Source organism: Pseudomonas fluorescens (genome assembly GCF_902497625.1).
GTDB classification, from domain to species: Bacteria; Pseudomonadota; Gammaproteobacteria; order Pseudomonadales; family Pseudomonadaceae; genus Aquipseudomonas; species Aquipseudomonas fluorescens_BQ.
The window spans coordinates 72,237-98,279 of the sequence record NZ_CABVGX010000007.1; the positions used below are offsets into that span (position 1 = coordinate 72,237).

Consider the following 26,043-nt stretch of genomic DNA (forward strand, 5'->3'; position numbering starts at 1 on the left):
GTATCAGGCATCCAATAGCGCACGAGCAAGGGTTTGGAGTTTACGGGTGAGTGGGCCTACCGGCCAGCTCAGTGCTGCATAGGCGCGCACCGGCCAAATGCCATAAACGCTGTTGCACACAAAGACTTCATCGGCCCATTGCAGCTGTTCCAGGGGGATATCGGTGATTTGTGTGGAGATTCCCGATTTCTCGGCTTGAAACAATAATTCGGCGCGCATTACACCGGCGACGCCACAGCGCTTGAGATCGGCGGTGATCAGGGCGCCATCGCGAACCAGGAACACATTGCTGAACACGCCTTCGATCACACGCCCGGCCAGATCGAGCATCAACCCTTCGGCATGCTCGGTGTCTTGCCATTCAGCGCGCGCCAAGACCTGTTCCAGGCGATTCAGATGCTTGAGCCCCGCGAGCAATGGCTGCCTGCCCAGGCGCGTCACACAGGGGAACAAGCGCACGCCGAGCTGCGCATTCTCAGCAGGATAAGCAGCAACAGGATTGCCCTGCAGGATGCGCCGTGCCTGCGCCGATGGGTCCGGCGCATAGCCGCGCTGGCCATCACCGCGGGTGACGATCAGCTTGAGGACGCCATCGTGCAGCTCATGGGCGTAAGCGGACAGTTCAGCAACCATGGTTTCATGATCAAGATTGATCGCCAGGCGCTGGCAACCGTGGAGCAGACGATCGACATGTCGATCCAGCAGTACCGGCTTGCCATTATGTACGGCGATGGTCTCGAACAGACCATCGCCGTAGGCCAGGCCGCGATCCTTCAGCGACAGAGCGTCAGCCGGCTGACCGTCGACCCAGCAGTCCATCAGCCGGCGAACCGGCGGAACACCAGCGAGCCGTTGGTACCGCCAAACCCGAATGAGTTGGACAACACCACATCAATTTCCATATTGCGCGCCGTGTGCGGTACGAAATCGAGATCGCAGCCTTCGTCCGGTTCATCGAGGTTGATGGTCGGAGGTGCCACCTGACTGTTGATTGCCAGCACACTGAAAATCGCCTCGACCGCGCCCGCCGCACCCAGCAGGTGACCGGTCATGGATTTGGTCGAGCTGACCGCGAGTTTGTAAGCATGATCGCCGAACACGGATTTGATCGCACAGGCTTCGGCCAGGTCGCCGGCCGGCGTCGAGGTGCCATGAGCGTTGATGTACTGCACCTGATCACTGTTTATCCTGGCATCGCGCAGGGCATTGGTGATGCAACGGGCAGCGCCAGCGCCGTCTGCGGGTGGCGACGTCATGTGGAAAGCATCGCCACTGGTACCAAAACCGATCAGCTCGGCGTATATAGTCGCGCCGCGAGCCTTGGCGTGCTCCAGTTCTTCGAGTACCAGCGCACCGGCACCGTCGGACAGGACAAAGCCATCACGGCCCTTGTCCCATGGACGACTGGCGCGGGTCGGCTCGTCGTTGCGGGTCGACAGCGCGCGGGAGGCACCAAAGCCGCCCATCCCCAGACCGCACGCCGCCATTTCGGCGCCGCCGGCAATCATCACATCGGCTTCGTCGTACATGATGTTGCGCGCGGCCATGCCGATACAGTGTGTACCGGTGGTGCAGGCGGTGGCGATCGCATAGTTGGGCCCCTGTGCCCCCAGATGGATGGACAGGAAACCGGAAATCATATTGATGATCGAGCCAGGCACGAAAAACGGAGAAATCCGCCGTGGGCCGGAATCATGCAAGGTGCGGCTGGTTTCTTCGATGTTGGTCAGGCCGCCGATACCCGAACCCATGGCCACGCCAATGCGTTCGCGGTTGGCGTCGGTGACTTCCAGACCGGCGTTGCGTACCGCCTGAAACCCTGCGGCGAGGCCGTACTGGATGAACAGGTCGAGCTTGCGCGCTTCCTTGACCGACAGGTATTCCTCGACATTGAAGCCCTTTACCGAGCCGCCAAAACGGGTGGAATAGGCAGAAAGGTCGGTGTGTTCGATCAGACCAATGCCACTGCGGCCAGCCAGAATGCCCTGCCAACTGCTCGGCACATCCGTGCCCAGTGGCGACAACATACCCATACCGGTGACTACGACGCGTCTACGCGACACAGCACTCTCCTTTTTCAAATGACGACTTTGCATCAGGCCTAAAGAAAAAACCGCACGCCATGATGGCAGTGCGGTTTTTCCATGACAGCAAGCAACGATTACAAACTATTACGCCTGGTGGCTGGTAACGTAGTCGATTGCAGCTTGTACAGTAGTGATCTTCTCAGCTTCTTCGTCAGGGATTTCGGTCTCGAATTCCTCTTCCAGAGCCATCACCAGCTCAACGGTGTCAAGGGAGTCGGCACCCAGGTCTTCAACGAAGGAAGCAGTGTTGACCACTTCTTCTTCTTTAACGCCCAGTTGCTCGGCAACGATTTTCTTGACGCGCTCTTCGATGGTGCTCATACCTTGTTTTCACTCCTAATGGACAAATTCAGGCAGCTGGCCAGTGGGTAAGTGTATAGAAAGCCTTTTCGGTTTTTCAACTGAAAGCTTCACTCCTCAAACCCTGATGCCCTCTGCCTATAAATAGATTGCAGCTTTATAACGGATTTTAGACAGCTCGTATGACATTTTTTTGAAGCAATCCGTCACATTTAACTCATGTACATCCCGCCGTTCACCGGGATTGTAGCCCCAGTAACGTAAGCCGCACCGTCGGATGCAAGAAAAGCGACCACAGACGCGATCTCTTGAGCTTGTCCCAGACGGCCCAGCGGAATCTGCGTCAGCAAGGCTTCACGCTGTGCCTCGGGCAATTCGCGGGTCATATCGGTGTCGATGAACCCTGGGGCTACCGAGTTTACCGTAATCGAACGCGAACCGACTTCTCTCGCCAGAGCACGGCTGAAACCTTCCAGACCGGCCTTGGCGGCAGCGTAGTTTACTTGGCCTGCGTTGCCCATGGCACCCACAACCGAGCCAATACTGATAATTCGTCCCCAACGGGCTTTGGTCATGCCGCGCAAAACGCCTTTGGACAGGCGGAACAGACTGTTCAGATTGGTATCGACCACATCATGCCATTCGTCGTCTTTCATGCGCATCATCAGGTTATCGCGGGTGATGCCGGCATTGTTGACCAGGATCGCCGGCGCACCGAACTGCTCCTGGATGCTCGACAGCACTGCGGCAACAGATTCGTCGCTGGTGACGTTGAGTTCCAGGCCTGTGCCCTGAATAGCGTTTTCCTTCAGGGTCGCAGCGATCGCCGCAGCACCTGACGCGGAGGTCGCGGTGCCAACAACGATGGCGCCCTGACGACCCAGTTCCAGTGCGATAGCCTGACCAATGCCGCGGCTTGCACCGGTGACCAGTGCAACTTTACCTTGCAGACTCATGCAAGTTTCTCCTGATTCAGGCCAGCGCTGCACGGGCGGCAGCGAAAGCGTCTGGGGTATTGAGGTTGGAAGTCGATACGCCTTCGGCGCAGCGCTTGTTCAGGCCGGCGAGCACTTTGCCCGGGCCGCATTCGACCAATTGAGTCGCGCCCTTGGCTGCCAGTGCCTGGACCGATTCGACCCAGCGCACAGGCTTGTAGAGCTGCTCCAGCAGGTTGCGTTTGAGGGTCTCGAGATCGCCAGGGACATCGGCGCTGACGTTCTGCACCAACGGAATCTGCGGCGCCTGCCAGTCGATCGCAGCGATCGACTCGGCGAAACGCTCGGCAGCCGGACGCATCAGCTCGCAGTGCGAAGGCACGCTGACCGGCAACGGCATGGCACGCTTGGCGCCACGGCTCTTGCAGCCTTCGATGGCACGTTCGACAGCGGCTTTGGCGCCGGCGATGACCACCTGCCCCGGCGAGTTGAAGTTGACCGCACTGACCACTTCGCCTTGCGCCGCTTCGGTACAGGCTGCCAGCACGTCGGCATCCTCCAGACCCAGGATGGCGGCCATGCCGCCCTGCCCGGCCGGAACGGCTTCCTGCATCAACTGGCCTCGACGTTCTACCAGTTTTACGGCATCGCCCAGACTCAGGCTACCCGCAGCCACCAGAGCGCTGTATTCGCCCAGGCTGTGACCGGCGACGTAAGAAGGGCGTGCCCCACCTTCGGCCAGCCATAGACGCCACAGGGCGATCGAGGCGGTCAGGATGGCCGGCTGGGTTTTATCGGTTTGGTTGAGTTGCTCTTCCGGCCCTTGCTGGGTCAGCGCCCACAGGTCGTAACCGAGCGCAGCGGAAGCTTCTTTGAAGGTGTCGAGGACAATTGGATGTTGTGCGCCCAGCTCGGCCAGCATGCCGAGGGACTGCGAACCCTGTCCTGGAAAGACGAATGCGAGGGAAGCAGACATGTAACAAGCCCCTAATGATCTTGTCGTCGTAGAAATGACGCCCCGCCATTGGGGACGCAGAAAACTGACAGTTGGATGGCCAACTGAACCAAGCGGTCACATTTAAGCATTGTCCGACGAAAACGCCTAAGGCAGCAAATCCTCCAGCCGACCGCGAATCCGCTGCGGCAGGTTTTCCTGGATCTCGATCAAGGCTCGCGAGATGGCACTCTGGAAACCCAAGACCCCTGCAGAACCGTGACTTTTCACCACAATTCCCTGCAATCCCAGGAAACTGGCGCCGTTATGCCGCGCGGGCGCCAGGTCGGCTTGCAGGCGCTTCATCAGCGGCAGCGCCATGGCACCGACTACTTTTGATGCAAAGTTTTTCCTGAACAGGGCCTCGATACGCCCGGCAATCATGGTCGCCAGGCCTTCGCTGGACTTGAGCAGGATATTGCCGACAAATCCGTCGCATACCACTACATCCGCGTCGCCGCGGTACAGACCATCACCTTCGACGAAACCGATATAGTGGATGCCCCGGGCGCTCTGCAACAGGGTAGCGGCCAGCTTGACCTGCTGATTGCCCTTGATGTCCTCGGTGCCAATGTTCAACAACGCGACCCGTGGACGAATGATACCCAGGGTTTCTGCCGCGACAGAGCCCATCACCGCAAACTGCAGCAGTTGCTCGGCGCTGCAATCGACATTGGCGCCCAGATCGAGCAACTGGCAGTAGCCCTTCTGGGTTGGAATCGCCGCCACCATGGCCGGCCGGTCGATACCCGGCAAGGTCTTGAGCACGAATCGCGACAACGCCATCAAGGCACCGGTATTACCGGCACTGACACAGGCCTGAACCTTGCCATCGCGCAGTAATTCAAGGGCCACGCGCATCGACGAATCGGGCTTGCCGCGTAAAGCCTGGGCAGGCTTTTCGTCCATGGTGATCACTTCAGCAGCGGGCACGACCGACAGGCGCGAGCGATCCACAGCCGATTGGCTGGACAGCAATTCTTCAAGTATGGAAGGTTGACCGACGAGGGTCAGGTGCAGCGAGGGCGTAGCTGACAGACAAGCAAGGCTGGCCTGAACAATGCTGCGGGGACCGAAGTCCCCGCCCATTGCGTCAATCGCGATAACTTGAGCGGACAAGAAATTACTCGTCAGCGCCCTTGTCGATCACTTTACGGCCACGGTATACGCCTTCTGGCGATACGTGGTGACGCAGGTGAATTTCACCGGTGGTTTTTTCTACAGACAGAGTGCTTGCCGTCAGGGCGTCGTGCGAACGACGCATGTCACGGGCAGAGCGGGATTTTTTGTTCTGCTGAACAGCCATAATTGATTAACTCCTAAACGTTTGGGTCACGCTTTAACTGCGCCAATACACTGAACGGGTTGGACCGCGTTACCTCGTCCTCGCTCGGTTCGGGCTCATCGAGACCCGCCGGCTGCTGGCATTCTTCCGGATGATGAGCAGGCACAATGGGCAAGGCGAGCAAAAGCTCCTCCTCGATCAGTGACTGCAGATCCAAAGGATCTTCGCCCAGTTCCAGCACGTCATAACCTTTCGGCAACGACTGGGTATTCGCACCCTCCTTCACCACAACGTAACTGCATTCGCTGTGGATCGGCAGGGTGACCAGCTCAAGACAACGCTGGCAAACCATTTTGACTTCGGTGTCGATAAAGCTGTGAATAACCACAGATTTACGTTCATCTCGTTCAAAAACGAATTTGGCCTGCACCGTACCGACAGTGTCGGAAAGCGGGTCGCAGAGTCTCTCCAAATCGGCCAGCAGCAGTTCACCTTGAAGGGTGGTGCCACGGTCAGCCAATTTGCGCGGGTCAACGTGAGGTGGAATCGGGTCATTCAACATAGGCGCAGCATTATAGGGATGCACCCGGCCATGTCAAAGGAAATTCAGCCCTGTCCGTCACTCGCAAGCCTCGCTAGAATTCGCCCCCGCCCTTTGGAGATGCGCATGCTGCCTTTATTACTCGCTTCCAGCTCGGTCTATCGCCGGGAATTGCTGGCCCGCCTGCGATTGCCGTTCATCTGCAGTTCGCCGGACATCGATGAAAGTCACCGTCCGGACGAGTCTGCAACGGAACTGGTCAAGCGCCTGGCCAGGGAAAAAGCCGAAGCGCTGGGCAGCACTCACCCCGCCCACCTGATCATCGGTTCCGACCAGGTTGCAGTGCTCGGCGAGCGGATTATCGGTAAGCCTCATACATTCGAAAAGGCCCGCGAACAATTGCTGGCCTCCAGCGGCGCCAGCGTGACGTTCCTGACCGGACTGGCCCTGCTGAACAGTGAGACGGGCGCCTGCCAGGTCGACTGCGTACCGTTCACCGTGCACATGCGCACCTTGGACGTTGATCGCATAGAACGTTACCTGCTAGCCGAAGAGCCCTACGACTGCGCTGGCAGCTTTAAGGCTGAAGGGTTGGGGGTGAGCCTGTTTAAAAGCACTGAAGGCCCTGATGCCACTAGCCTGATCGGTCTGCCGCTGATTCGGCTGATTGATATGCTATCGGCTGAAGGCGTACCGATCCCTTGATCAGCACAATCCCCTAACACCACAACCCCGTAGCAGCTGGCGAAGCCTGCGTCCGAGTGCGAAGCGCTCGCGAATTCAAAGGCGGTCAATGTGGAAGGTTGCACGAGAGGGCATGGCGAGCGCTGCGCACTCGGACGCAGGCTGCGCCAGCTGCTACATGGTTTTGCGCGCAACAAAGAAACCGGCCATGGCGGCCGGTTTTTTTGACGCATTCAAACGGTCAGCGCAGCGACGGCCCCTGGAAGCCCATCCACATCGCCAGGTGCTCGGCAACGCTCGCGCCGAGCTTCTTCGAGAAGCGGTCAAACGGTGATTCCTGAACGGTGAAGTCCACCAACTCCTTCTCGCCGATCACATCACGGGCAACCGAACTTGCATTGCCAAGACCATCGATCAGCCCCAACGGCAGAGCCTGCTCACCCGACCAGACCAGGCCGGAAAACAATTCAGGATGCTCCTTGTCCTTGAGGCGATCGCCGCGCCCCTTCTTGACGCTGCTGATGAACTGCTGATGCGTGGTATCCAGCACACCCTGCCAAAACCGGGTTTCTTCAGGCTTTTGCGGCTGGAACGGGTCCAGAAACGATTTGTGCTCGCCCGACGTATAAGTCCGACGCTCGACACCCAGCTTTTCCATGGTCCCGACGAAGCCGTAGCCGGCCGCCGTGACGCCGATCGAACCCACCAGGCTCGCCTTGTCGGCGTAGATCTGATCAGCCGCGCTAGCGATGTAGTAAGCGCCGGATGCACCGAGATCAGAGATCACCGCGTACAACTTCGTATCAGGGTGCAGGCCGCGCAACCGACGAATTTCGTCATAGACGTAACCAGACTGCACAGGGCTGCCGCCCGGGCTGTTAATGCGCAGAATGACACCTTTGACTTTCTCGTCCTCGAAAGCTGCGCGCAGGCTGCCGACGATATTGTCAGCGCTGGCCGGCTCCTTGTCGGCGATCATCCCGGTCACATCAATCAGCGCGGTGTAGTTGGCACTGCGACTGGCGGCTTTTTCCATGTCCATCAGCGGCGTGAACAGCAGCAGCGCACCGATCAGGTACACAAACGTCAGCAGCTTGAAGAAAATCCCCCAGCGGCGCGACCGACGCTGCTCCTGCACACCGGCCAGCAGGGTTTTTTCCAGCAACTTCCAGCTCTTCTCGTCACCGCTCTCCGCGCTCGCCTTGGCGGGCGCTTTCCATTCGTCGGTCATGCCATGTACCCCAGCAAAAATCTATGAAGCCCGCTGGCTTAGCCAAGCGTGCAATTCTGAAAAACGGTCGATAGAGAGTCGTGGCTCGAACAGCTTGAGGGCATCGATCGACTGAGCGCCGTAGCTGACTGCCACCGAGTCCATGCCGGCGTTACGCGCCATCTGCAGATCAAAGGATGAATCACCCACCATCAACGCCTGCTCCGGACGGACGCCGCAATGCGCGACAATCTGCTCCAGCATCAGAGGATGGGGCTTGCTCGCAGTTTCATCGGCGGCGCGGGTGACATCAAAATAATCATGCCAGCCATGCGACTTCAATACGCGATCCAGGCCACGCCGCGCCTTGCCTGTGGCGACCGCCAGGTGGTAACCGTCTTCGCGAAACGCTTGCATCGACTCCACCACGCCTTCGAACAAAGGAGACGGCACGGCTTCGGAGGCGATGTAGTGATCGGCGTAATGCTGACGAAAAACAATCAGCTGGTCATCGCCGATCTCCGGGTACAGCGTACGGATGGCCTCGGGCAATCCCAGGCCGATAATGCCTTTGACGGCAAAGTCATCGCGCAACTGAAAACCCGACCGCTCCGATGCCACGTGCATCGATTCGACTATACGGCCGATGGAGTCAGCGAGCGTGCCGTCCCAATCGAAGATGAGCAATTTGTAATCAGATGGGTGCACTCAGGCGCTCCACAGTCTTGGCCCACATTTCGTCAACCGGCGCCTGCAACTTCAACTCGCCGCCGTCCGGCAGTGGCACGGTCAGCATATAAGCGTGCAGGAACAGGCGCTTGCCGCCAAGATCGCGAATTTCCTTGCTGAAACCTTCATCGCCGTATTTGGTGTCACCGGCGATGCAATGGCCGGCATGCAAAGTGTGCACACGGATCTGATGGGTGCGACCGGTAATAGGTTTGGCTTCGATCATGGTGGCAAAATCGCCGAAACGACGCAGCACCTTGAACACCGTGACCGATTCCTTGCCCTCCTCCTCGTCGACTTCGACCATGCGTTCGCCGGAGCGCAGATTGCTCTTGCCAAGCGATGCACGGACCTGCTTGATCGAGGTCGCCCAGTTGCCGCGAACCAGCGCCATGTAACGCTTGTCGACGCCATCACCGCGCAGGGCTGCGTGCAGGTGACGCAACATGCTGCGCTTCTTGGCGATCATCAGCAGACCGGACGTGTCACGATCCAGACGGTGCACCAGCTCCAGCTCCTTTGCATCGGGGCGCAACTGACGAAAGGCTTCGATCACCCCATAGGTCAAGCCGCTACCGCCGTGAACCGCGATGCCGGCGGGCTTGTTGATCACGATCAAGGCCTTGTCTTCAAAGATGATCGAAGCTTCAAGGCGCTGCAGCAGCCCCTGAGCCAGCGGCACCGGCTCGTCACGCTCAGGCACGCGCACCGGCGGCACGCGCACGATATCGCCCGCCTGCAGCTTGTATTCAGGCTTGATCCGGCCTTTGTTCACCCGCACTTCGCCCTTGCGCAAAATACGGTAAATCAAGGTCTTGGGCACGCCTTTGAGCCGAGCGAGAAGGAAGTTGTCAATACGTTGGCCGGCATATTCCGGCGAGACCTCAAGCAGTTGTACGCTGGGGGTCGAGGGGGCAGTAGTCGTCATGTCGCGAATGATATCAATTTTTTATGGAATTGAAGCACTTAATCATTACTGCTATAGTCGCGAACGCCGCCAAAAGCGGCCTGGACAGCGGACCAACGGTCAAAAACCGGCCCTGACCAATGCAATTCACCAGGACGCGAGGCCGTCCTACGGGGCTTTCGCTACGTAACGGTGGAGTTTGCAGCTGTAACGAGCGCAGGTGACATGAGGCCTGAATCACGCCGCAAAGCAGAGTTTTCACTCGCTTGGCGAGCCAATATTCACGGCCAGTTCACAAAGTGCAGTCAGCTGCCAATGACCCCGAGCGAAAGCTTCGGAAACAACGCCTAAATTAGCCATGATGCGTGACCTCCCCTTTCGGAGCTCACGGTAAATGCCAACCCGCTGCGGATTCTGCGCGCGGCAGCACCCGAATTATCAGGGATACGTGTAGGGTGGAGATGCACAACCGCTGGACTGTGTAGCACTAGGCTTTATCAAGACGCTTCATCTCGTCCACAGCCGCCGGTTGATTCCTCCTCCTGACTGAGTGCTTAAGTAGCCACAGCAAGCAGGACGCGTACGTCGCGATGAAGGCCCACATTGGCCGGACTTCGCTGGACACGGGAATGGCCAACCACTCCCGACGCACCTGACACCGACCGTGAGAAGTCGTGTGTGCCGAACGCCGTTTCCGGCAGCCCGGAAACCGACGGTACTACATGAAAAGAATGCTGATTAACGCAACTCAACCCGAAGAGTTGCGTGTTGCACTGGTGGATGGCCAACGCCTCTACGACCTGGACATCGAATCCGGTGCACGCGAGCAGAAGAAGGCCAACATCTATAAAGGCCGGATTACTCGCATCGAACCAAGCCTTGAGGCTGCCTTTGTCGATTTTGGCTCTGAGCGCCACGGCTTCCTGCCCCTCAAAGAAATCTCCCGCGAATACTTCAAGAAAGCCCCCGAAGGCCGCGTCAATATCAAGGACGTCCTGAGCGAAGGCCAGGAAGTCATTGTTCAGGTCGAAAAAGAAGAACGTGGCAACAAGGGCGCAGCCCTGACCACCTTCATCAGCCTGGCCGGTCGTTACCTGGTTCTGATGCCGAACAACCCGCGTGCCGGCGGTATCTCCCGTCGCATCGAAGGTGAAGAGCGCAACGAACTGCGTGAAGCCCTGAACGGCCTCGTTGCACCAGCCGACATGGGCCTGATCGTTCGCACTGCCGGCCTGGGCCGAAGCAGCGAAGAAATGCAGTGGGACCTCGACTACCTGCTGCAACTGTGGACCGCCATCAAAGAAGCCTCGCTGGATCGCTCCGCGCCTTTCCTGATCTATCAGGAAAGCAACGTGATCATCCGCGCCATCCGCGATTACCTGCGCCAGGACATCGGCGAAGTGCTGATCGACAGCGTTGAAGCCCAGGACGAAGCCCTGACCTTCATCCGCCAGGTGATGCCGCAGTACGCCAGCAAGATCAAGCTGTACGAAGACAGCGTTCCGCTGTTCAACCGTTTCCAGATCGAAAGCCAGATCGAGACCGCTTTCCAGCGCGTCGTTGAACTGCCTTCCGGCGGCTCCATCGTTATCGATCCGACCGAAGCCCTGGTGTCCATCGACATCAACTCGGCGCGCGCCACCAAAGGCAGCGACATCGAAGAAACCGCCCTGCAGACCAACCTTGAAGCCGCCGAAGAAATCGCCCGTCAGTTGCGCTTGCGCGACATCGGCGGCCTGATCGTCATCGACTTCATCGACATGACCCCTGCCAAGAACCAGCGCGCCGTGGAAGAGAAAGTCCGCGAATGCCTGGAAGCCGACCGCGCTCGCGTGCAAGTCGGTCGCATCTCGCGCTTCGGCCTGCTGGAAATGTCCCGTCAGCGCCTGCGTCCATCCCTGGGCGAAAGCAGCGGCATCGTTTGCCCGCGTTGCAACGGCACCGGCATCATCCGTGACGTTGAATCGCTGTCGCTGGCGATCCTGCGCCTGATCGAAGAAGAAGCCCTGAAAGACCGCACTGCCGAAGTTCGCGCGCAAGTGCCGATCCCGGTGGCCGCATTCCTGCTCAACGAAAAACGCAACTCGATCACCAAGATCGAACTGCGCACCCGTGCCCGCATCGTCATTCTGCCGAACGATCACCTCGAAACGCCGCACTTCGAAGTTCAGCGTCTGCGTGATGACAGTCCGGAAGCCGGCATCAATCAGACCAGCTACGAAATCGCAGCCGCCGCTGCCGAAGTCGAGGAAGTTCAGCCAGCTGCCGCGACCCGCACCCTGGTTCGCCAGGAAGCTGCCGTCAAGACTGCCCCGGCTCGCGCCAACGCTCCGGTTCCGACCGAAGTTGTCGCTGCACCGGTAGCCGCGCCGGCGGTTGTGCCTGAGCCGAGCCTGTTCAAAGGCCTGGTGAAATCCCTGGTCGGTTTGTTTGCGACCAAGGAAGAGCCTGCCGCTCCGGTCGCAGTTGAAAAACCGGCGACCACCGAGCGTCCGGCCCGTAACGAAGAGCGTCGCAACGGTCGGCAGCAAAGCCGCAACCGTAACGGTCGCCGCGATGAAGAACGCAAGCCTCGCGAAGATCGCGCACCACGTGAAGAGCGCGCACCGCGTGAGCCACGTGAAGCCCGTGTAGAAACGCCAGCCGTTGCCCGCGAAGAACGTGCTCCGCGTGAAGAGCGTGCACCGCGCGCCCCTCGCGAAGAACGCGCACCGCGCGCACCGCGTGAAGATCGCAAGCCACGTGGCGAGCGAGAAGAGCGCGTTCGTGAACTGCGTGAACCTCTGGATGCCGCTGCACCGGTCGTCGCCGCCGCCGCCGCTGAAGAGCGTCCAGCTCGTCAGCCTCGGGAAGAGCGTGCGCCACGCCCACCGCGTGAGGAGCGTCAACCGCGCGCCGAACAAGCCGCTGCCGAAGTTGCTGAAGAAGAACTGACCGGTAACGAAGAGCAACTGGCGGATGACGGTCAGGAAGGCGCCGAAGGCGATCGTCCGCGCCGCCGCTCCCGTGGTCAGCGCCGTCGCAGCAACCGTCGTGAGCGCCAGCGTGATGCCAACGGTAACGTGATCGAAGGTTCGGAAGAATCGGAATCCGGCGAAAGCGAAAGCGACGAAAACCGTGAAGCACCAAGCGCCGCCGACCTGGCCGCGGGTCTGGCAGTTACCGCTGCCGTAGCCAGCACCGTGATCAGCGCTCCGGCCGAAGCTCAGGCCAACGAGCAAGCGGAACGCGCTACGGCCGCCACACTGGAAACGGCTCCAGTAGAAGCGCCAGTGGTTGAAGCAACCACGCCAGTGGAAACCACCCCTGCCCCGGAAATAGAAGTGGCACCGGTGCGCCCACCACAGCCTCGATTCGAAACGGCCGCCGAGCCTGTTGTCGATGCAGAGCCTGCGGTTGCCGACGAGCCGATTGTTGAATCAGTGTCTGAAACCGTTCGTGAAGTTCGCGAAGAGCAAACCGCTTTTAACTGGGTCGCTGAGCCCGCTGTGGCACAAACGCCAGAGCCGGCTCCAGTTGCTCAGCTGGAGACGCCTGAAGCGATGGTTTCCGAACCTGTTGTTGCTGCTGAGCCAACTCCAGTCGTTGAAGCGACACCGGTCATTGAAGCTGCTCCGGCAGTTGAAGCACCAGCGCCGGTCGTTGCCGAAGTGGTCCCCCCGACCATTGAAGCTGCTCCGGTCAGTGCCTTGACGCCGAGCGGTCGCGCACCCAACGATCCGCGTGAAGTGAAGCGCCGCAAGCGGGAAGAAGAGCGTCTGCAGAAGGAAGCCGAACTGGCTGCCGCTGCTGTTCCGGTTGAAGCGCCTGTCGCTGCCGAACCTGCCCCGGTGGTTGCTGAAGTTGTCGAGGTGGCGCCTGCCCCGACTGCCGAAGCTGCAGCTGAGCCAGTTGACTCCGCGATCGACGAAGCACCGCGTTCCGTTCAGGACGCAGTAACGCAACACGAACAAGCCCAGGAAAAAGAGCACGAGCCTAAACCCCTCGTCTGATTCCATCGGCTACTAAAAAGCCCCGCCTGGTTAGCCCAGGCGGGGCTTTTTTATGTCTGCGAATACACCGCCCCTGTGGGAGCGAGCCTGCTCGCGATTGCAGTTCAACATCCAACATTGATGCAAGCTGACTCACCGCCATCGCGAGCAGGCTCGCTCCCACAGGGGATTTATGCAGGTTTGAAGATGAGTGATTCAGGCACATCTACATCCCACAACACCCCAGGATCATCCACTGGCACTTCAACCACCCGCGCCTGCGCAAACAATGGCCTTGCCCCGCGATCTCCAGACAGCGCCATCAACCCGGGACCGAAGCCGCGCCCAAATCCCACCGGGTGCCCGAACTCACCGCCATACACCGGCACGCAGATCGCGTCATCCGCAATCCCTGCCAGCACCCGCTCGACCGTCGAGGGTAGAACGAACGGCATGTCCCCCAACACGATCAACCAGCCACCCAGCTGAGCAGACGCCGACACCCCGGCCGCGATGCTGTCGCCCATGCCCGTCGATTCGATCAGCACAATCTCGAAACCATAAGCCTGCGCCATGCGAATCACTTGCGGGCGATCCTCAGTCGTCACCAGTACCCGATCTTGCAAAGAAACCGGCACGCTCATCAGCACGTGCTCGATCACAGAGCGAACGGCACCGTCTCGGCCGGCACAATCCGCCAGCAATTTATCCTTTTCGGAGCCGGCAACCTGCCGATAACGACTACCCTGCCCCGCCGCCAACACGATTACACCTACGGGTTCGCTCATGCGGTCTCCTGCAACGGCTTTTTCTGCTTGAGTTCGACACCATTCTTGATCGCGACAATTTCGGCCAGCAATGACAAGGCGATTTCCGCCGGAGTGTGGCTGCCGATGTGCAGACCGATCGGGCCATGCAAGCGCTCGATGGACTCTGCTGACAAGCCTAGCTGGGCGAGGTTGGCGCGGCGCTTCAGGCTGTTGACTCGCGATCCCAGCGCACCCACGTAGAAAGCTCTGGAGTCGAGCGCGGTCAGCAGCGCCATGTCATCCAGTCGGGGATCGTGGGTTAGCGCAACAATGGCGGTACGTTCGTCGGTCTGAATATTGAGCACCGCTTCGTCCGGCATGCCGGAAACAAAGCGACCGTGCTGTTCTTCCCAGCCGTAGACGAATTCGGTGCGGGGATCGCAGATCAATACCTCGAAATCCAGCAACCGGGCCATTTCTGCGACATAGCGTGAAAGCTGTCCGGCGCCGATCAGCAACAAACGCCAGCGCGGACCGTAAATGGCGCGCAGGGTATGGCCGTCAAAACTTAGCGCATCTGACTTGTCCGCAGCCGAAAGCGTCACTTCGCCCGTCGCCAGGTCCAGCGAACGCGCAACGATTTCATGCGCTTCGCAGCGCGCCAGCAATTCTGCGACCCATTGCGGATCGCCGACGCGCTCTTCGGTCAGGCGCAGGGTGCCACCGCATGGTAAACCAAAGCGTGCGGCCTCCTCGCGCGTCACGCCATAGGTGATCAGTTGCACCGGCGGCCCGTCGGCCGGGATGCGACCGTCATGCAGACGGGCGATCAGATCATCCTCGACGCAGCCACCGGACACCGAGCCGATCACTACGCCATCCTCGCGCAGAGCCAACATGGCACCCGGCGCCCGAGGCGCGGTGCCCCAGGTCTGAACCACGCTGTACAACACCACTCGCTTCCCGGCGCGGCGCCATTCGAGGACGCTGCGCAGGACGTTCAGATCGACGCTGTCCATCAGGCGTCAGCCTTCTGCCAGCCTTGCAGCTGATAACGCACTGGCAGGTCGCGGATACGCTTGCCGGTCGCGGCGAAAATCGCATTGCACAGCGCTGGCGCAATCGGTGGCACACCGGGCTCACCGACGCCACCCAACGGCACGTCCCCTGGCGGCGTCACCAGATGCACGGCGATTTCCTTCGGCGCCAACGACATCCGCGCCACTTCGTACATGTGAAAGTTGTCTTGCTGAACCTTGCCGTCCTTGAAGCTGATTTCCCCCAACACCGCGTTGCCCAGGCCCATGACGCAAGCGCCTTCGAACTGCGAGCGGATCCGCTCCGGATTGATCTGCGGGCCGCAATCCACCGCAATGTCTGCCTTGTGCACGACCAACGTACCGTCGTCCATGACCTCGACTTCAATCACCGCCGCCACGTAAGTCACGAAGCTGTAATGCACGGCCAGACCAAGACCGCGGCCCTTCGGCAACTGACGTCCCCATCCGGCGGCTTTGGCTGCGGTTTCCAGAACCGCGCGCATGCGCCCGGTATCGATTGGATAACGCTCCGGCGATTCACCGTAGTTCCACTCTTCGCTCAAGGTGCGCGGATCGATCTGACGGTCCGGGCCGAGGAGTTTGATCTGATACTTCAGCGGATCCTGCCCAGCCTTGTGCGCCAACTCGTCGACAAAACTCTGAATCGCAAAACCGTGGGGAATGTTCGACACCGAGCGATACCAGCCGACCCGCGTGTGGACCACGGCTTCGGGGTTTTCCAGACGCACGTTGGGGATCGCATAAGCCATGTTGGTGAAACCCATGCCCAGCTCGAACGCCGCTTCATGATTCATGCATGGCGCGAACAGCGCCGTAATGCTTGGCGCTACCGTGCGGTGCAGCCAACCGGAAGGCAGACCGTCCTTGTTCAGACTGGCTTTGAGGTATTCGGCCGATACCGTGTGGAAATAGGAACAATGGATATCGTCTTCGCGAGTCCACTGCACCCGTACGGCTTTGCCCGGAAATTCCTTGGCAAGAATGGCCGCCTCAATGATGAAGTCCGGTTTGGACTTGCGACCGAAACCGCCGCCCAGCAACGTCACGTTGACAGTGACCTTGTCGAAAGCAATACCCAGCCGTTCGCCGATGCGTTCGCGGGTGACTTGCGGGGCCTGACTGGGTGCCCAGGCTTCGCAGGCACCGTCCTTGAACCGGGCAACAGCGACCATCGGCTCCATCGGCGCTTGCGCCAGGTGCGGCAGGTAATAGGAAGCTTCGAGGGTGCTGTCGGCGTCGTTCATGGCGGCATCAATGCTGCCGGTGTTGCGCACTACTTTGCCCGGCTTGAGCGATGAAGCCTCCAGTTCCTTGCGATAGGCGACCGAGTCGTAACTGGCGTGGGGGCCATCGTCCCACTCGATCTTCAGCGCGTCACGGCCCTTGATCGCCGCCCAGGTATTGCTCGCCACGACAGCCACGCCACCCAGTGGCTGGAACTCCGAGGGCAACGGACGACCTTCGATTCGCACGACTTTGAGCACGCCCGGGACTTTCAGCGCGGCGCTGTCATCCACCGATTTGACCTTGCCGCCGTACACCGCCGGGCGTGCAATGGCGGCGTAGAGCATGCCTTCAAAATGCACATCAGCGCCGTAGACCGCACGGCCGTTGACGATGTCGGCGCCATCGATGGCGCGGCTGCTTTCCTTGCCGATGTAGCGGAATTCCGAAGGCTGCTTGAGGCGCAGGCTGTTGCTGGCCGGCACAGCCAATGCTCCTGCTGCCGCAGCCAACTCGCCATAACCCAATTCGCGCCCGGAAGGCTGATGGATCACTTTATGCAACTGCGCACGGCATTCGCCGACCGGAACCTTCCACTGCGCAGCGGCTGCCTGTTCGAGCATGGTCCGCGCGGCCGCACCACAGCGACGCATCGGCTCGTACCAATGACGCATGCTGCGTGAACCGTCTGTGTCCTGGTTACCGAAGCGCACTTCATCGCCCGGCGCCTGTTGCACCTTGACCAAGGCCCAGTCGGCGTCCAGCTCATCGGCGACGACCATGGTCAGGCTGGTGCGCACACCCTGGCCCATTTCCGAACGGTTGCAGACCACGGTCACCGTGCCGTCAGCGGCAATGCTGACGTACACCTTCGGATCATCGACCCAGCCATTGGGCATGCCGTCGGCGCCAAATTTTTTTTCCTTCTCGTCGGCGAATGCATCCGGCCATCCCCAACTGGCGGCGAGTACCAGCGCGCTGGTCGCGCCGACACCTCTGAGAAAACCACGGCGACTGAGGTTGCTCAGGGCGAAATCATTCGGTAAGCGGCTCATGCCTTGACCTCCTTCAAATGGGTGGAGGCCTGGCGGATGGCTGTCTTGATGCGGTTGTAGGTGCCGCAACGGCAGATGTTGCCGACCATCGCTTCTTCAATCTGCGCATCGCTGGGGTTCGGGTTGGTTTTGAGCAAAGCCGTTGCCGACATGATTTGCCCGCCCTGGCAGTAACCGCACTGCGCTACCGCCGTATCGAGCCAGGCTTGCTGGACGACTTTGCCAACCGGGTCAGCGTGGAGGTTATCAATGGTGGTGACGTTTTGGCCGACCACCGAGCCGATCGGCGTGATGCAGCTGCGCGCCGGGGCACCTTCGATATGAATCGTGCAGGCGCCGCACAGGCCCATGCCGCAGCCGAATTTGGTGCCGTTGTAACCGGCGACATCACGGATGGCCCAGAGCAGCGGCATGTCCTCAGTGACATCCAGGTGATGGTCTTGGCCATTAAGTTTGAGGGTAATCATGGGCACGCCCGCATCAAGTTTCGGTTATGGGGGTCGAGCTATCTGCCGCGTGGCTATTGCGATTGGCACCACGCAGACCGGCTCAGGCGAATACGGCTCTCTTGTGCGGACGGCAACGTCTACACCGGGCCTTTTGTGCAACAAATGACTGCATCGTTAGGGGACTAAGTTAACCCAGCATTAACAAAAAAGCCCTGCTGAGACAGGGCTTTTTTAGCTCAAGGTGCAAGCTGCAAGCTGCAAGCTGCAAGCTGCAAGCCTCAAGTGATTGTAGCTTGCCGCTTGAAGTTCAATACTTGCCGCTTACTGCTGCTTGTCTAATACCGATTGGGTTCCATTTCGAGCTCGACATGGAAACGCGCCAAAATGTCCTTCTGAATACGCTGGGCCAGATCAAGCAACTGCAGACCGCTAGCGCTGCCATAATTGACCAGCACCAGCGCCTGCAATTTGTGCACACCTGCATCGGCTTCACGAAAGCCTTTCCAGCCGGCGCGCTCGATCAGCCAGCCCGCTGCGATTTTCATCTGCCCGTCCGGCTGTGCATACGCCACCAGATCCGGGTATTCGCGTTTGAGCTGCGTGACCAGCGCGGCCGGCACCAGCGGGTTCTTGAAAAAGCTGCCGGCATTGCCGAGCACCGCCGGGTCCGGGAGTTTTTCCCTGCGGATGCTGCAAATGGCCTGGCTGACGTCGCTGGCCGTTGGCTGCTCGATGCCTTGCTCGCTCAGGCGCTGACGCACCGGGCCGTATTCCAGATGCAAGTGGGCGGCGCGGTTCAAGGCGAATCGCACCCGTAAGATCAGCCAGCGTCCTGGCGCTTGCTTGAACAGGCTGTCGCGGTAAGCGAAATTGCATTCCTGCAACGTGAAATCGCGCAGCTCGCCGGTCTGGCGATCCAGCGCGGTCAGGCCGGCGAACACATCCTTGATCTCGACCCCGTATGCGCCGATGTTCTGCATCGGCGCTGCGCCAACGGTGCCGGGAATCAGGCTGAGGTTTTCCAGCCCCGACAACCCTTTGCTTAATGTGTGCTGAACAAACGGGTGCCACGGCTCGCCCGCTTCGGCTTCGATCACAACCTTGCCGCCGTCGTCGCTGAGGATGCGGATTCCGCGCGTTGCCATGCGCAGCACTAATGCCTGAACGTCGGCGGTCAGCAACAGGTTGCTGCCACCGCCAATCACCAGTAACGGCATGTCGTGTTGCGCGGCATACGCCAGTGCTTCGCGAACGTCGGCATCGCTGTGGGCTTCGGCAAACAACCGGGCCTGCACGTCGACGCCGAAACTGTTGAAGGGTTTCAGCGATACCTGCGGCTGCACCTGCAAACTCATAAACGTCCCTTCAATTCGACCACCAGCAAATCGCTCGCCCGCTCGATCAGGTCCAGCACTTGCTCAAAGCCGTGGTCGCCGTCGTAGTACGGATCCGGCACTTCATCACGCTCTGACTGATACCGACGCAGGAAAAGGTCCAGCTCCGCCTTGCCCTTGGCCGGTTGCAAAGCCTTGAGGTTGCGCAGATTGCTGTTGTCCATCGCGAGGATCAGATCGTAGCGGGAGAAATCGGCGCGAGTGACTTGCTGGGCGCGCTGGGCCGACAAGTCATAGCCACGCACTCGGGCCGCGGCCTGACTGCGCTTGTCTGGCGCTTTGCCAACGTGCCAGTCACCGGTGCCGGCGGAAGAGACCTCTATCTGATCGGACAATCCCGCTTCACGCAATTTATGCCGCAGCACGCCTTCGGCCGTAGGCGACCGGCAGATGTTGCCCAAGCAGACGAACAAAACCCGCATCAGGCCTCCAGCAGGCGACGAACGCGTTCAAGGTCTTCAACGGTGTCGACGCCGGGCGGCGGCGCGATCAATGCGTCGGCCACGTGAATGCGCACGCCGTGCCAAAGTGCACGCAGTTGCTCCAGCGATTCGGTGTTTTCCAGCCAGCACGGACCCCAGCTGACGAAATCCTGGAGGAATCCGGCGCGGTAGGCGTAGATGCCGATGTGGCGGCGATACGGCACGCCTTCCGGCAGCACGTCGCGATCTTTCGCGAAAGCGTCCCGAGCCCATGGCAGCGTTGCGCGACTGAACGTCAGCGCCAGGCCATTGAGGTCGCTGACGACCTTTACCACGTTGGGGTTGAACAGGGTTTCGACGTCTTCGATCGGCTCGGCCAGGGTGGCCATACGCGCTTCGGTGTGGACGGCGAGGTTGGCTGCGACCTGATCGATCACGCTGGCCGGAATCAGCGGCTCGTCGCCTTGAACGTTGACCACAATGGCATCAGGCGCCAGACCCAGCTTGGCGGCGACCTCGGCCAAACGGTCAGTGCCGGAATTGTGATCTTCCCGGGTCAGTACCACTTCGGCGCCAAAACCTGTACAGGCCTCGACAATGCGCGGGTCGTCGGTGGCAACCACCACACGTTCGGCGCTGCTTTTGCGGGCCTGTTCCCAGACATGCTGGATCATCGGCTTGCCAGCGATCAGCAGCAGCGGTTTGCCTGGCAGACGGGTCGAGGCGTAACGCGATGGAATGACAACGGTAAAGGCTGTGGTCATTTATCCAGACGCTCGTCAGTGGTCAGGGTGCGGGCTTCGGTTTCCAGCATCACCGGGATGCCGTCGCGAATCGGGTACGCCAGACCAGCGCCTTTGCTGATCAGCTCGGTTTTGTCGGCGCTGAGCTTGAGCGGGCCTTTGCAGACGGGGCAAGCGAGGATGTCGAGCAATTTGGTGTCCATGAGCATTCCCTGGATAAACACATTGTTAAGGCAAAAGCCGAGCCGGCAACAGGCGCATCAGCTGCGTATCAAACCAGGCCACGAAGGCCGGCGACGGCGCAGCATCGACCGCCAGGTACCACCAATCGGCGGCGGCAAAGGGGCGGCACTTGACCGCGTCCTTTTCGGTCATCACCAATGGCAATGACGGCGTGAAATTCAAGGCCTGGGCGCTGTATTCGGCGTGATCGGCAAACGCATGGGGGATCGTCCGCCAGTGTAGCGTTTCGAGGGTCGTGAAGAAACGCTGCGGGTTGCCGATTCCGGCCACGGCATGCAGCGCCTGGCCGGGTGGAAAGTGATCAAGCGAACGCCGTTCACCACTGTTCAGATTGACCAGTTCGGTAGGTTGCAGCTGGAAAGCGAAGCCGTCATTGCGATCATCCGCGGCGCCGTTGTACAGCACGGCGTCAACGCTTTGCAGGCGTTCGACCGGCTCGCGCAACGGGCCGGCGGGCAGGCAGCGTTGATTGCCAAGACCTCGCGCGGCATCAATCAACACCAGTTCCAGGTCGCGGGCCAGCCGGTAGTGCTGCATGCCATCGTCGGAGAGGATCAGGTCCAGCGGTTCGCTTGCCAGCAAGGCCTGAACGGCGCGGCTGCGATCGGGATCGATCATCAACGACACGCCGGTGCGTTGCACGATCAGCAACGGTTCGTCGCCGGCGATCGCAGCGCTGTGCTCGGCTTCGACCCGCCAAGGCAGTTGCGGCGGGTTGGCGCCGTAACCGCGACTGACCACACCGACACGTAAACCGCTGCGCTGGCAGTGCTGGATCATCCACAGGATCAACGGCGTCTTGCCTGTGCCGCCAACCGTAATGTTACCAACCACGATGAGCGGCACCGGTGGCTGATAAATATGCCCCTCGCCTGCCAGAAAGCGCTGACGCCTGTGCCTCACTATTCGGCGGTACAACCACTCGAGCGGCCGTAGCAGAGTGAGGGCCGGATGGCCCCGATACCACGCGCTGAGCAAGCGATCTGACATGGCCATCAGGGTGCGGGCGGCGCCGCCTCGACTGTGGTCATGCGCAAGTGACTGAAGCCGAGCTTGCCGGCGGCGTCCATGGCGGTGATCACCGATTGATGCTGGGTCTTGCCATCGGCGCTGATGGACAGCGGCATTTCGGTGTCACCGCCGGATTCTTTCTGCAGGGCATCCATCAGCGTGGCCAGATCGTTTTTGGGCAGCACCCGGTCATTCACCGAGAACGCACCTTCGGCACTGATGGCCACATCGAGACGTTTGGCCTGCTGGTCCTCGGCTGGCGTACCGCTGACCGCTTCAGGCAGATCGACGCGCAGTTGGGTTTCCCGGGTAAATGTTGTGGTCACGACGAAAAACAGCAGCAGAATAAACACCACGTCGATCAGCGACGCGAGGTTTATATCCACAGTCTCCCGATGCTTGCGGCGGAATTTCACGCTTTGCTCCCGCTCAGATCCACGTCACGATCTCCCTGCACAACTTCCACCAGTTTGATCGCTTCCTGTTCCATGCCCACCACCAGTTCATCGACGCGGCGTTGCAGGAATCGGTGGAAGAAGACTGCAGGAATACCGACCATCAGGCCTGCAGCAGTGGTGATCAACGCCTTGGAGATACCACCAGCCAATACCGCGGCATTGGTGGTCATGCCCGTGCCCATGAACGCACTGAAAATATCGATCATGCCCAGCACCGTACCGAGCAAGCCGAGCAAGGGCGCCATGGCAGCGATGGTACCGAGGGCATTGATATAGCGCTCAAGTTCGTGAATGACCCGTGCTGCGGCCTCTTCGATGCACTCCTTCATGATCTCGCGACCGTGTTTGGAGTTGGCCAGGCCCGCAGCGAGAATCTCGCCCAATGGCGAGTGGGCGCGCAATTCCTTGAGCTTTTCTTTATTGAGCTGTTTGTCTTTTATCCAGACCCAGACCTGCCCCAGCAAATGCTCCGGGGTCACGCGACTGGCACGCAGGGTCCACAGGCGCTCGGCGACGATCGCCATGGCCGCGATGGAACTCAGAATGATCGGCAGCATCATCCAGCCGCCGGATTTGACCAATTCCCACACAGTGACAGCCCCCTTGAAAAAGTGCGCCACTCTAACATAGGGGGTGAGCACACCGAAGACCGGGATATTGCATCCGGTCGGGCACTGATAACCGGTGCTTACTGTGGCTGCGGCGGCGCAGCACGCCAGAACCGGCGTTGTTGACGCATCGTGAGCGGTGGTTCGAATCGCCCCAGTTGCAGATGAATGGCGCCTTGTTCGGCACTGTCGTAAACCTCCAGGCCAAGCTTGCGGTAACGTGCCATCACCGTGGGATGGGGATGACCGAAGGAGTTGCCGTTACCACGAGAGATCAGGACCGCCCTGGGTTGCAGCACGTTCAAAAGCGCCATCGAAGACGAAGTGCGGCTGCCGTGATGGGGGGATTGCAGCCAATCGGTGGTCACCGCGAGCGGGCTGCCGAGAAAAGCCTGTTCAGCCGCGTTTTCAATGTCACCGGTGAGCAGCAAGCGCTCGCCGCCGGCTTCTATCTGCAAGACACAGGATTTAGAATTGCTGTCCTTTGCCGCAGACCATTGCCAGAGTTGGAAGTTGACGCCATCCCAGCTCCATTGCCGGCCACTTTCGCAGCCTTCAATGGGCAGCCCGCCGAGCAGAGGCAAAGGTTCACCACTGACAATCCGCTCAACCGCTATTCCATCCACGACCGCTCGCGCGCCGCCCGCGTGATCGGCGTGGGCGTGACTGATGAGCATCAAGTCAATGGCATTAACGTCCAGTTTTCTCAAGGATGGCAGGACCACCCGCTCACCCAGATCGAAATCCCCGAAGCGCGGCCCGGCGTCGTAGAGCATAGTGTGATGCCGGGTCTTTACCAGAACCGCCAGCCCCTGGCCAACGTCCAGTTGCAAGATTTCTGCGATGCCTGGATCCACCTGCGAGCGGGGTGGAACCACCAGCAACAACAGCAGTGGCCAGCCCAGTGGACGCATGGGTACGCCGCGCGGCATCAGTAACAGGAGGGCGCCGAGGGTTGCCATCGCCCACACCCAAAGCGGTATGGCTGCGGGCACCCAGGCCGGCACCTGGCCGGCCACCAGTTCGAGACCTTTGAAGAGCCAGTCGATCAGCCCGCCCGCCAGCCACAGCAAGCTTTCGCCGACATAGGGAATCGGCAGTAAAAATGTGCCCAGCAATGCCGGAGGCAGGATCACCAGGCTCACCCAGGGCACCGCGATCAGATTGGCCAGGGGGCCACTGACGCTGATCGGCAAGCCAAGTATCAACAGCAGCGGACACAGGCCGATTGCGATCAGCCACTGCGCTCGGGTCCAGGTTTGCCACCATCGCCAAGGACCCAAGCGCCCGCCGAAAGTGAATATCAAAATTGCCACAGCGCCGAAGGATAGCCAGAACCCCGGTTGCAGACTCGCCAGCGGATCCATCAGCAGCACGGCATTGAGCGCCAGCAGCAGCGTCCACCACGCGCCGAGATGACGAAAGCGCAAGCGCCACAACAGTACCAGACCGATCATCACGCACGCACGACGTACAGGCACGTCGAAGCCGGCGAGCAAGCCGTAGCCCAGCGCCGCGGCAAATGCCAGGCCGCATGCCCAAGGCAGCCACGGTAAACGGCCGGGCCACACCCCATAACGTGCCATTGCGGCTATCAGGAGGTAGACAACGCCCGCCAGCATGCCGACATGCTGACCGGAGATCACCAGCAGATGCACAGTGCCGGTGTCCTGCAGTATCTGCCAATCCTCGCGAGCCAGCCCGCCGCCATCTCCCAACACCAGCGCGGCCAATGCCCCGTTCCGGCCTTGCGCATCCACCGCTTGCAGGCGCTGGCGAATCCCGTCGCGCCAGGCCCATCGAGCTTCACTGATTCGCTGACCATCCTTGACGGTCCCGGTCGCGCCGATGCGTTGCGCGAGTAACCAGGCCTCATAATCAAATGAATGCGGATTGAGCAAACCGGCCGGTCGCTTGAGTTTTACTGCGAGCCTCCAGCGTTCGCCACTGTTGACGGGCGGCCCGGCATACCAGGCGATGCGCAGGCGTTGCGGCACCTGAGAATGACGTGACCGGACATCCTCGAGTTCGAAGCGCACAACGCCTTCACTGGTCATGGGCAACCCGGTGACCCGCCCTTCTACCCAGCGTGTTTCTCCATCAAGACTGATCGGCAGTCGATCATCCAGCGCCCACTGCGCGTTCGCGCAGGCCCAACTGAAGCCGAACGCGAAGAATGCACACGGATAGGCCTTGAAGGGCAATGCCATCAAGCCCAACAGTGGCAGCAGTGTCCAAAACCAGACCGGTGGTAATTCCGGCAAAAATCGCAGGGTCAGTAAACCCGACGCCAGCGCTATCATCCCTGTGCGCATACGCCCGTCCTTGAGAATTCCTCCAATAGTGATAGTCGGCGCATGGCACGTGCGTCGTTATCAATTGTCACAAAGTCTGAATGGGCGACGCCCGGAATCCAGACATACTTGCCGCCTTAACCGACCGAGAAGCCCTATGCCCCGGCGCTTATTCAAACGCTACATGCCAGACCCGACCAGCATCAAGGAACACAAGTCCTTACGCTTTCTCGGCACGCTGCTGCATGACCCTAACCTCTGGCACCTCAACCGACACTCTGTCGCCCGGGCCATGGCGGTAGGATTATTTGCCGCGTTTCTGCCGATTCCGTTGCAAATGCTGGTGGCTGCGGTGCTGGCGATCATCGTGCGGGGCAACATGCCAATCGCGGTGAGTCTGGTCTGGCTGACCAATCCGATCACCATGCCTGCGGTCTTTTTCTGTACATATCAGACCGGTGCCTGGCTGATGGATGTGCCGCCGCGCCATCTGCCGGATGAGCTGACCTGGGAATGGATCAGCGGGCAGCTTTCGACGCTGTGGCAGCCGTTTTTGCTGGGGTCGGTGGTGGTGGGATTGGTGCTAGGCGTACTGGCCTACTTCCTGGTGATGATGTATTGGCGATGGTGGGTGAGCCGGCAGTGGGCCAGGCGCAAGAAAAAGAGAATGCGCTGAATACGAAAAGGCC

General features: G+C 60.1%; 26 protein-coding genes. 3 read left to right on the forward strand and 23 right to left on the reverse strand.

The features are described from left to right. Positions 1-3 precede the first annotated feature (3 nt). The 8 genes from pabC to F8N12_RS06400 form a co-directional block, all read right to left on the reverse strand. Positions 4-819: an aminodeoxychorismate lyase gene (gene pabC / locus F8N12_RS06365; protein ID WP_150579699.1), complete on the reverse strand. Its 816-nt coding sequence runs from the start codon at positions 817-819 to the stop codon at positions 4-6. Beyond that, positions 819-2,063, reverse strand: a complete 1,245-nt coding sequence (fabF, locus tag F8N12_RS06370) for a beta-ketoacyl-ACP synthase II (RefSeq protein ID WP_150579700.1) — start codon at positions 2,061-2,063, stop codon at positions 819-821. The genes pabC and fabF overlap by 1 nt, the downstream gene beginning before the upstream one ends. A gap of 108 nt (positions 2,064-2,171) precedes the next feature. Continuing rightward, on the reverse strand, positions 2,172-2,408 hold the full coding sequence (acpP, locus tag F8N12_RS06375) for an acyl carrier protein (RefSeq protein ID WP_003175607.1): 237 nt from the start codon (positions 2,406-2,408) through the stop codon (positions 2,172-2,174). 191 nt (positions 2,409-2,599) lie between these two features. Further along, positions 2,600-3,343 (reverse strand): 3-oxoacyl-ACP reductase FabG, encoded by a 744-nt coding sequence (fabG, locus tag F8N12_RS06380; protein WP_150579701.1) that lies wholly within the window; start codon positions 3,341-3,343, stop codon positions 2,600-2,602. 16 nt (positions 3,344-3,359) lie between these two features. Further along, positions 3,360-4,298 carry an ACP S-malonyltransferase gene (gene fabD / locus F8N12_RS06385; protein ID WP_150579702.1) on the reverse strand — a complete coding sequence of 313 codons (939 nt, stop codon included), beginning with the start codon at positions 4,296-4,298 and terminating at the stop codon, positions 3,360-3,362. Positions 4,299-4,424: 126 nt separating this feature from the next. Continuing rightward, the gene (gene plsX / locus F8N12_RS06390) at positions 4,425-5,435 is read right to left on the reverse strand and encodes a phosphate acyltransferase PlsX (protein WP_150579703.1); all 1,011 of its coding nucleotides are present in this window, start codon (positions 5,433-5,435) and stop codon (positions 4,425-4,427) included. 4 nt (positions 5,436-5,439) lie between these two features. Beyond that, entirely contained in the window at positions 5,440-5,622 is a 183-nt protein-coding gene (gene rpmF, locus F8N12_RS06395; protein WP_008152339.1) for a 50S ribosomal protein L32, read from the reverse strand. A gap of 13 nt (positions 5,623-5,635) precedes the next feature. Beyond that, positions 5,636-6,163, reverse strand: a complete 528-nt coding sequence (locus tag F8N12_RS06400) for a YceD family protein (RefSeq protein WP_138964734.1) — start codon at positions 6,161-6,163, stop codon at positions 5,636-5,638. A 105-nt stretch (positions 6,164-6,268) separates the two neighbouring features. On the opposite strand from F8N12_RS06400, the gene F8N12_RS06405 reads away from it, so the two are divergent. Further along, positions 6,269-6,847, forward strand: coding sequence for a Maf family protein (locus F8N12_RS06405; protein ID WP_191623120.1), 579 nt, complete (start codon positions 6,269-6,271; stop codon positions 6,845-6,847). Between the two features lie 220 nt (positions 6,848-7,067). On the opposite strand, the gene F8N12_RS06410 is transcribed toward F8N12_RS06405, so the two are convergent. The 3 genes from F8N12_RS06410 to rluC are packed head-to-tail and all read right to left on the reverse strand — an operon-like array spanning position 7,068 to position 9,693. After that, positions 7,068-8,057, reverse strand: coding sequence for a S49 family peptidase (locus F8N12_RS06410; protein ID WP_150579705.1), 990 nt, complete (start codon positions 8,055-8,057; stop codon positions 7,068-7,070). Positions 8,058-8,078: 21 nt separating this feature from the next. Beyond that, positions 8,079-8,744, reverse strand: coding sequence for an HAD-IA family hydrolase (locus tag F8N12_RS06415; protein ID WP_150579706.1), 666 nt, complete (start codon positions 8,742-8,744; stop codon positions 8,079-8,081). Then, complete coding sequence (rluC, locus tag F8N12_RS06420) at positions 8,731-9,693, reverse strand: 23S rRNA pseudouridine(955/2504/2580) synthase RluC (RefSeq protein WP_028623642.1); 963 nt, start codon at positions 9,691-9,693, stop codon at positions 8,731-8,733. The genes F8N12_RS06415 and rluC overlap by 14 nt, the downstream gene beginning before the upstream one ends. A gap of 701 nt (positions 9,694-10,394) precedes the next feature. Here rluC and rne point away from each other — a divergent pair. Continuing rightward, positions 10,395-13,664: a ribonuclease E gene (rne, locus tag F8N12_RS06430; protein ID WP_150579707.1), complete on the forward strand. Its 3,270-nt coding sequence runs from the start codon at positions 10,395-10,397 to the stop codon at positions 13,662-13,664. Positions 13,665-13,834: 170 nt separating this feature from the next. On the opposite strand, the gene F8N12_RS06440 is transcribed toward rne, so the two are convergent. From F8N12_RS06440 to F8N12_RS06495, 12 genes are all read right to left on the reverse strand, one after another. Beyond that, positions 13,835-14,431, reverse strand: a complete 597-nt coding sequence (locus F8N12_RS06440; RefSeq protein WP_150579709.1) for an NTP transferase domain-containing protein — start codon at positions 14,429-14,431, stop codon at positions 13,835-13,837. Then, positions 14,428-15,411 (reverse strand): XdhC family protein, encoded by a 984-nt coding sequence (locus tag F8N12_RS06445; RefSeq protein WP_150579710.1) that lies wholly within the window; start codon positions 15,409-15,411, stop codon positions 14,428-14,430. Before F8N12_RS06445 ends, F8N12_RS06440 begins: the two co-directional genes overlap by 4 nt. Beyond that, complete coding sequence (locus tag F8N12_RS06450) at positions 15,411-17,732, reverse strand: xanthine dehydrogenase family protein molybdopterin-binding subunit (RefSeq protein WP_150579711.1); 2,322 nt, start codon at positions 17,730-17,732, stop codon at positions 15,411-15,413. The genes F8N12_RS06445 and F8N12_RS06450 overlap by 1 nt, the downstream gene beginning before the upstream one ends. Then, positions 17,729-18,199: a (2Fe-2S)-binding protein gene (locus F8N12_RS06455; RefSeq protein WP_150579712.1), complete on the reverse strand. Its 471-nt coding sequence runs from the start codon at positions 18,197-18,199 to the stop codon at positions 17,729-17,731. Before F8N12_RS06455 ends, F8N12_RS06450 begins: the two co-directional genes overlap by 4 nt. A gap of 317 nt (positions 18,200-18,516) precedes the next feature. Next, a complete protein-coding gene (gene murB / locus F8N12_RS06460; RefSeq protein ID WP_150579713.1) occupies positions 18,517-19,536 on the reverse strand; it encodes a UDP-N-acetylmuramate dehydrogenase in 1,020 nt (339 codons plus the stop codon). After that, positions 19,533-19,997 carry a low molecular weight protein-tyrosine-phosphatase gene (locus F8N12_RS06465; protein WP_150579714.1) on the reverse strand — a complete coding sequence of 155 codons (465 nt, stop codon included), beginning with the start codon at positions 19,995-19,997 and terminating at the stop codon, positions 19,533-19,535. The genes murB and F8N12_RS06465 overlap by 4 nt, the downstream gene beginning before the upstream one ends. Continuing rightward, positions 19,997-20,761 carry a 3-deoxy-manno-octulosonate cytidylyltransferase gene (kdsB, locus tag F8N12_RS06470; RefSeq protein ID WP_150579715.1) on the reverse strand — a complete coding sequence of 255 codons (765 nt, stop codon included), beginning with the start codon at positions 20,759-20,761 and terminating at the stop codon, positions 19,997-19,999. The genes F8N12_RS06465 and kdsB overlap by 1 nt, the downstream gene beginning before the upstream one ends. Further along, a complete protein-coding gene (locus F8N12_RS06475) occupies positions 20,758-20,943 on the reverse strand; it encodes a Trm112 family protein (RefSeq protein ID WP_007945752.1) in 186 nt (61 codons plus the stop codon). The genes kdsB and F8N12_RS06475 overlap by 4 nt, the downstream gene beginning before the upstream one ends. 25 nt (positions 20,944-20,968) lie before the next feature. Continuing rightward, the gene (gene lpxK / locus F8N12_RS06480; RefSeq protein ID WP_150579716.1) at positions 20,969-21,979 is read right to left on the reverse strand and encodes a tetraacyldisaccharide 4'-kinase; all 1,011 of its coding nucleotides are present in this window, start codon (positions 21,977-21,979) and stop codon (positions 20,969-20,971) included. Continuing rightward, positions 21,979-22,410 (reverse strand): ExbD/TolR family protein, encoded by a 432-nt coding sequence (locus F8N12_RS06485; protein ID WP_150579717.1) that lies wholly within the window; start codon positions 22,408-22,410, stop codon positions 21,979-21,981. Before F8N12_RS06485 ends, lpxK begins: the two co-directional genes overlap by 1 nt. Next, on the reverse strand, positions 22,407-23,042 hold the full coding sequence (locus F8N12_RS06490) for a MotA/TolQ/ExbB proton channel family protein (protein ID WP_191623121.1): 636 nt from the start codon (positions 23,040-23,042) through the stop codon (positions 22,407-22,409). The genes F8N12_RS06485 and F8N12_RS06490 overlap by 4 nt, the downstream gene beginning before the upstream one ends. Before the next feature lie 98 nt (positions 23,043-23,140). Further along, positions 23,141-25,375, reverse strand: coding sequence for a DNA internalization-related competence protein ComEC/Rec2 (locus F8N12_RS06495; protein WP_150579718.1), 2,235 nt, complete (start codon positions 25,373-25,375; stop codon positions 23,141-23,143). A gap of 136 nt (positions 25,376-25,511) precedes the next feature. Here F8N12_RS06495 and F8N12_RS06500 point away from each other — a divergent pair, with 136 nt between their 5' ends. Then, positions 25,512-26,030, forward strand: coding sequence for a DUF2062 domain-containing protein (locus F8N12_RS06500; RefSeq protein ID WP_150579719.1), 519 nt, complete (start codon positions 25,512-25,514; stop codon positions 26,028-26,030). Positions 26,031-26,043: the final 13 nt, after the last annotated feature.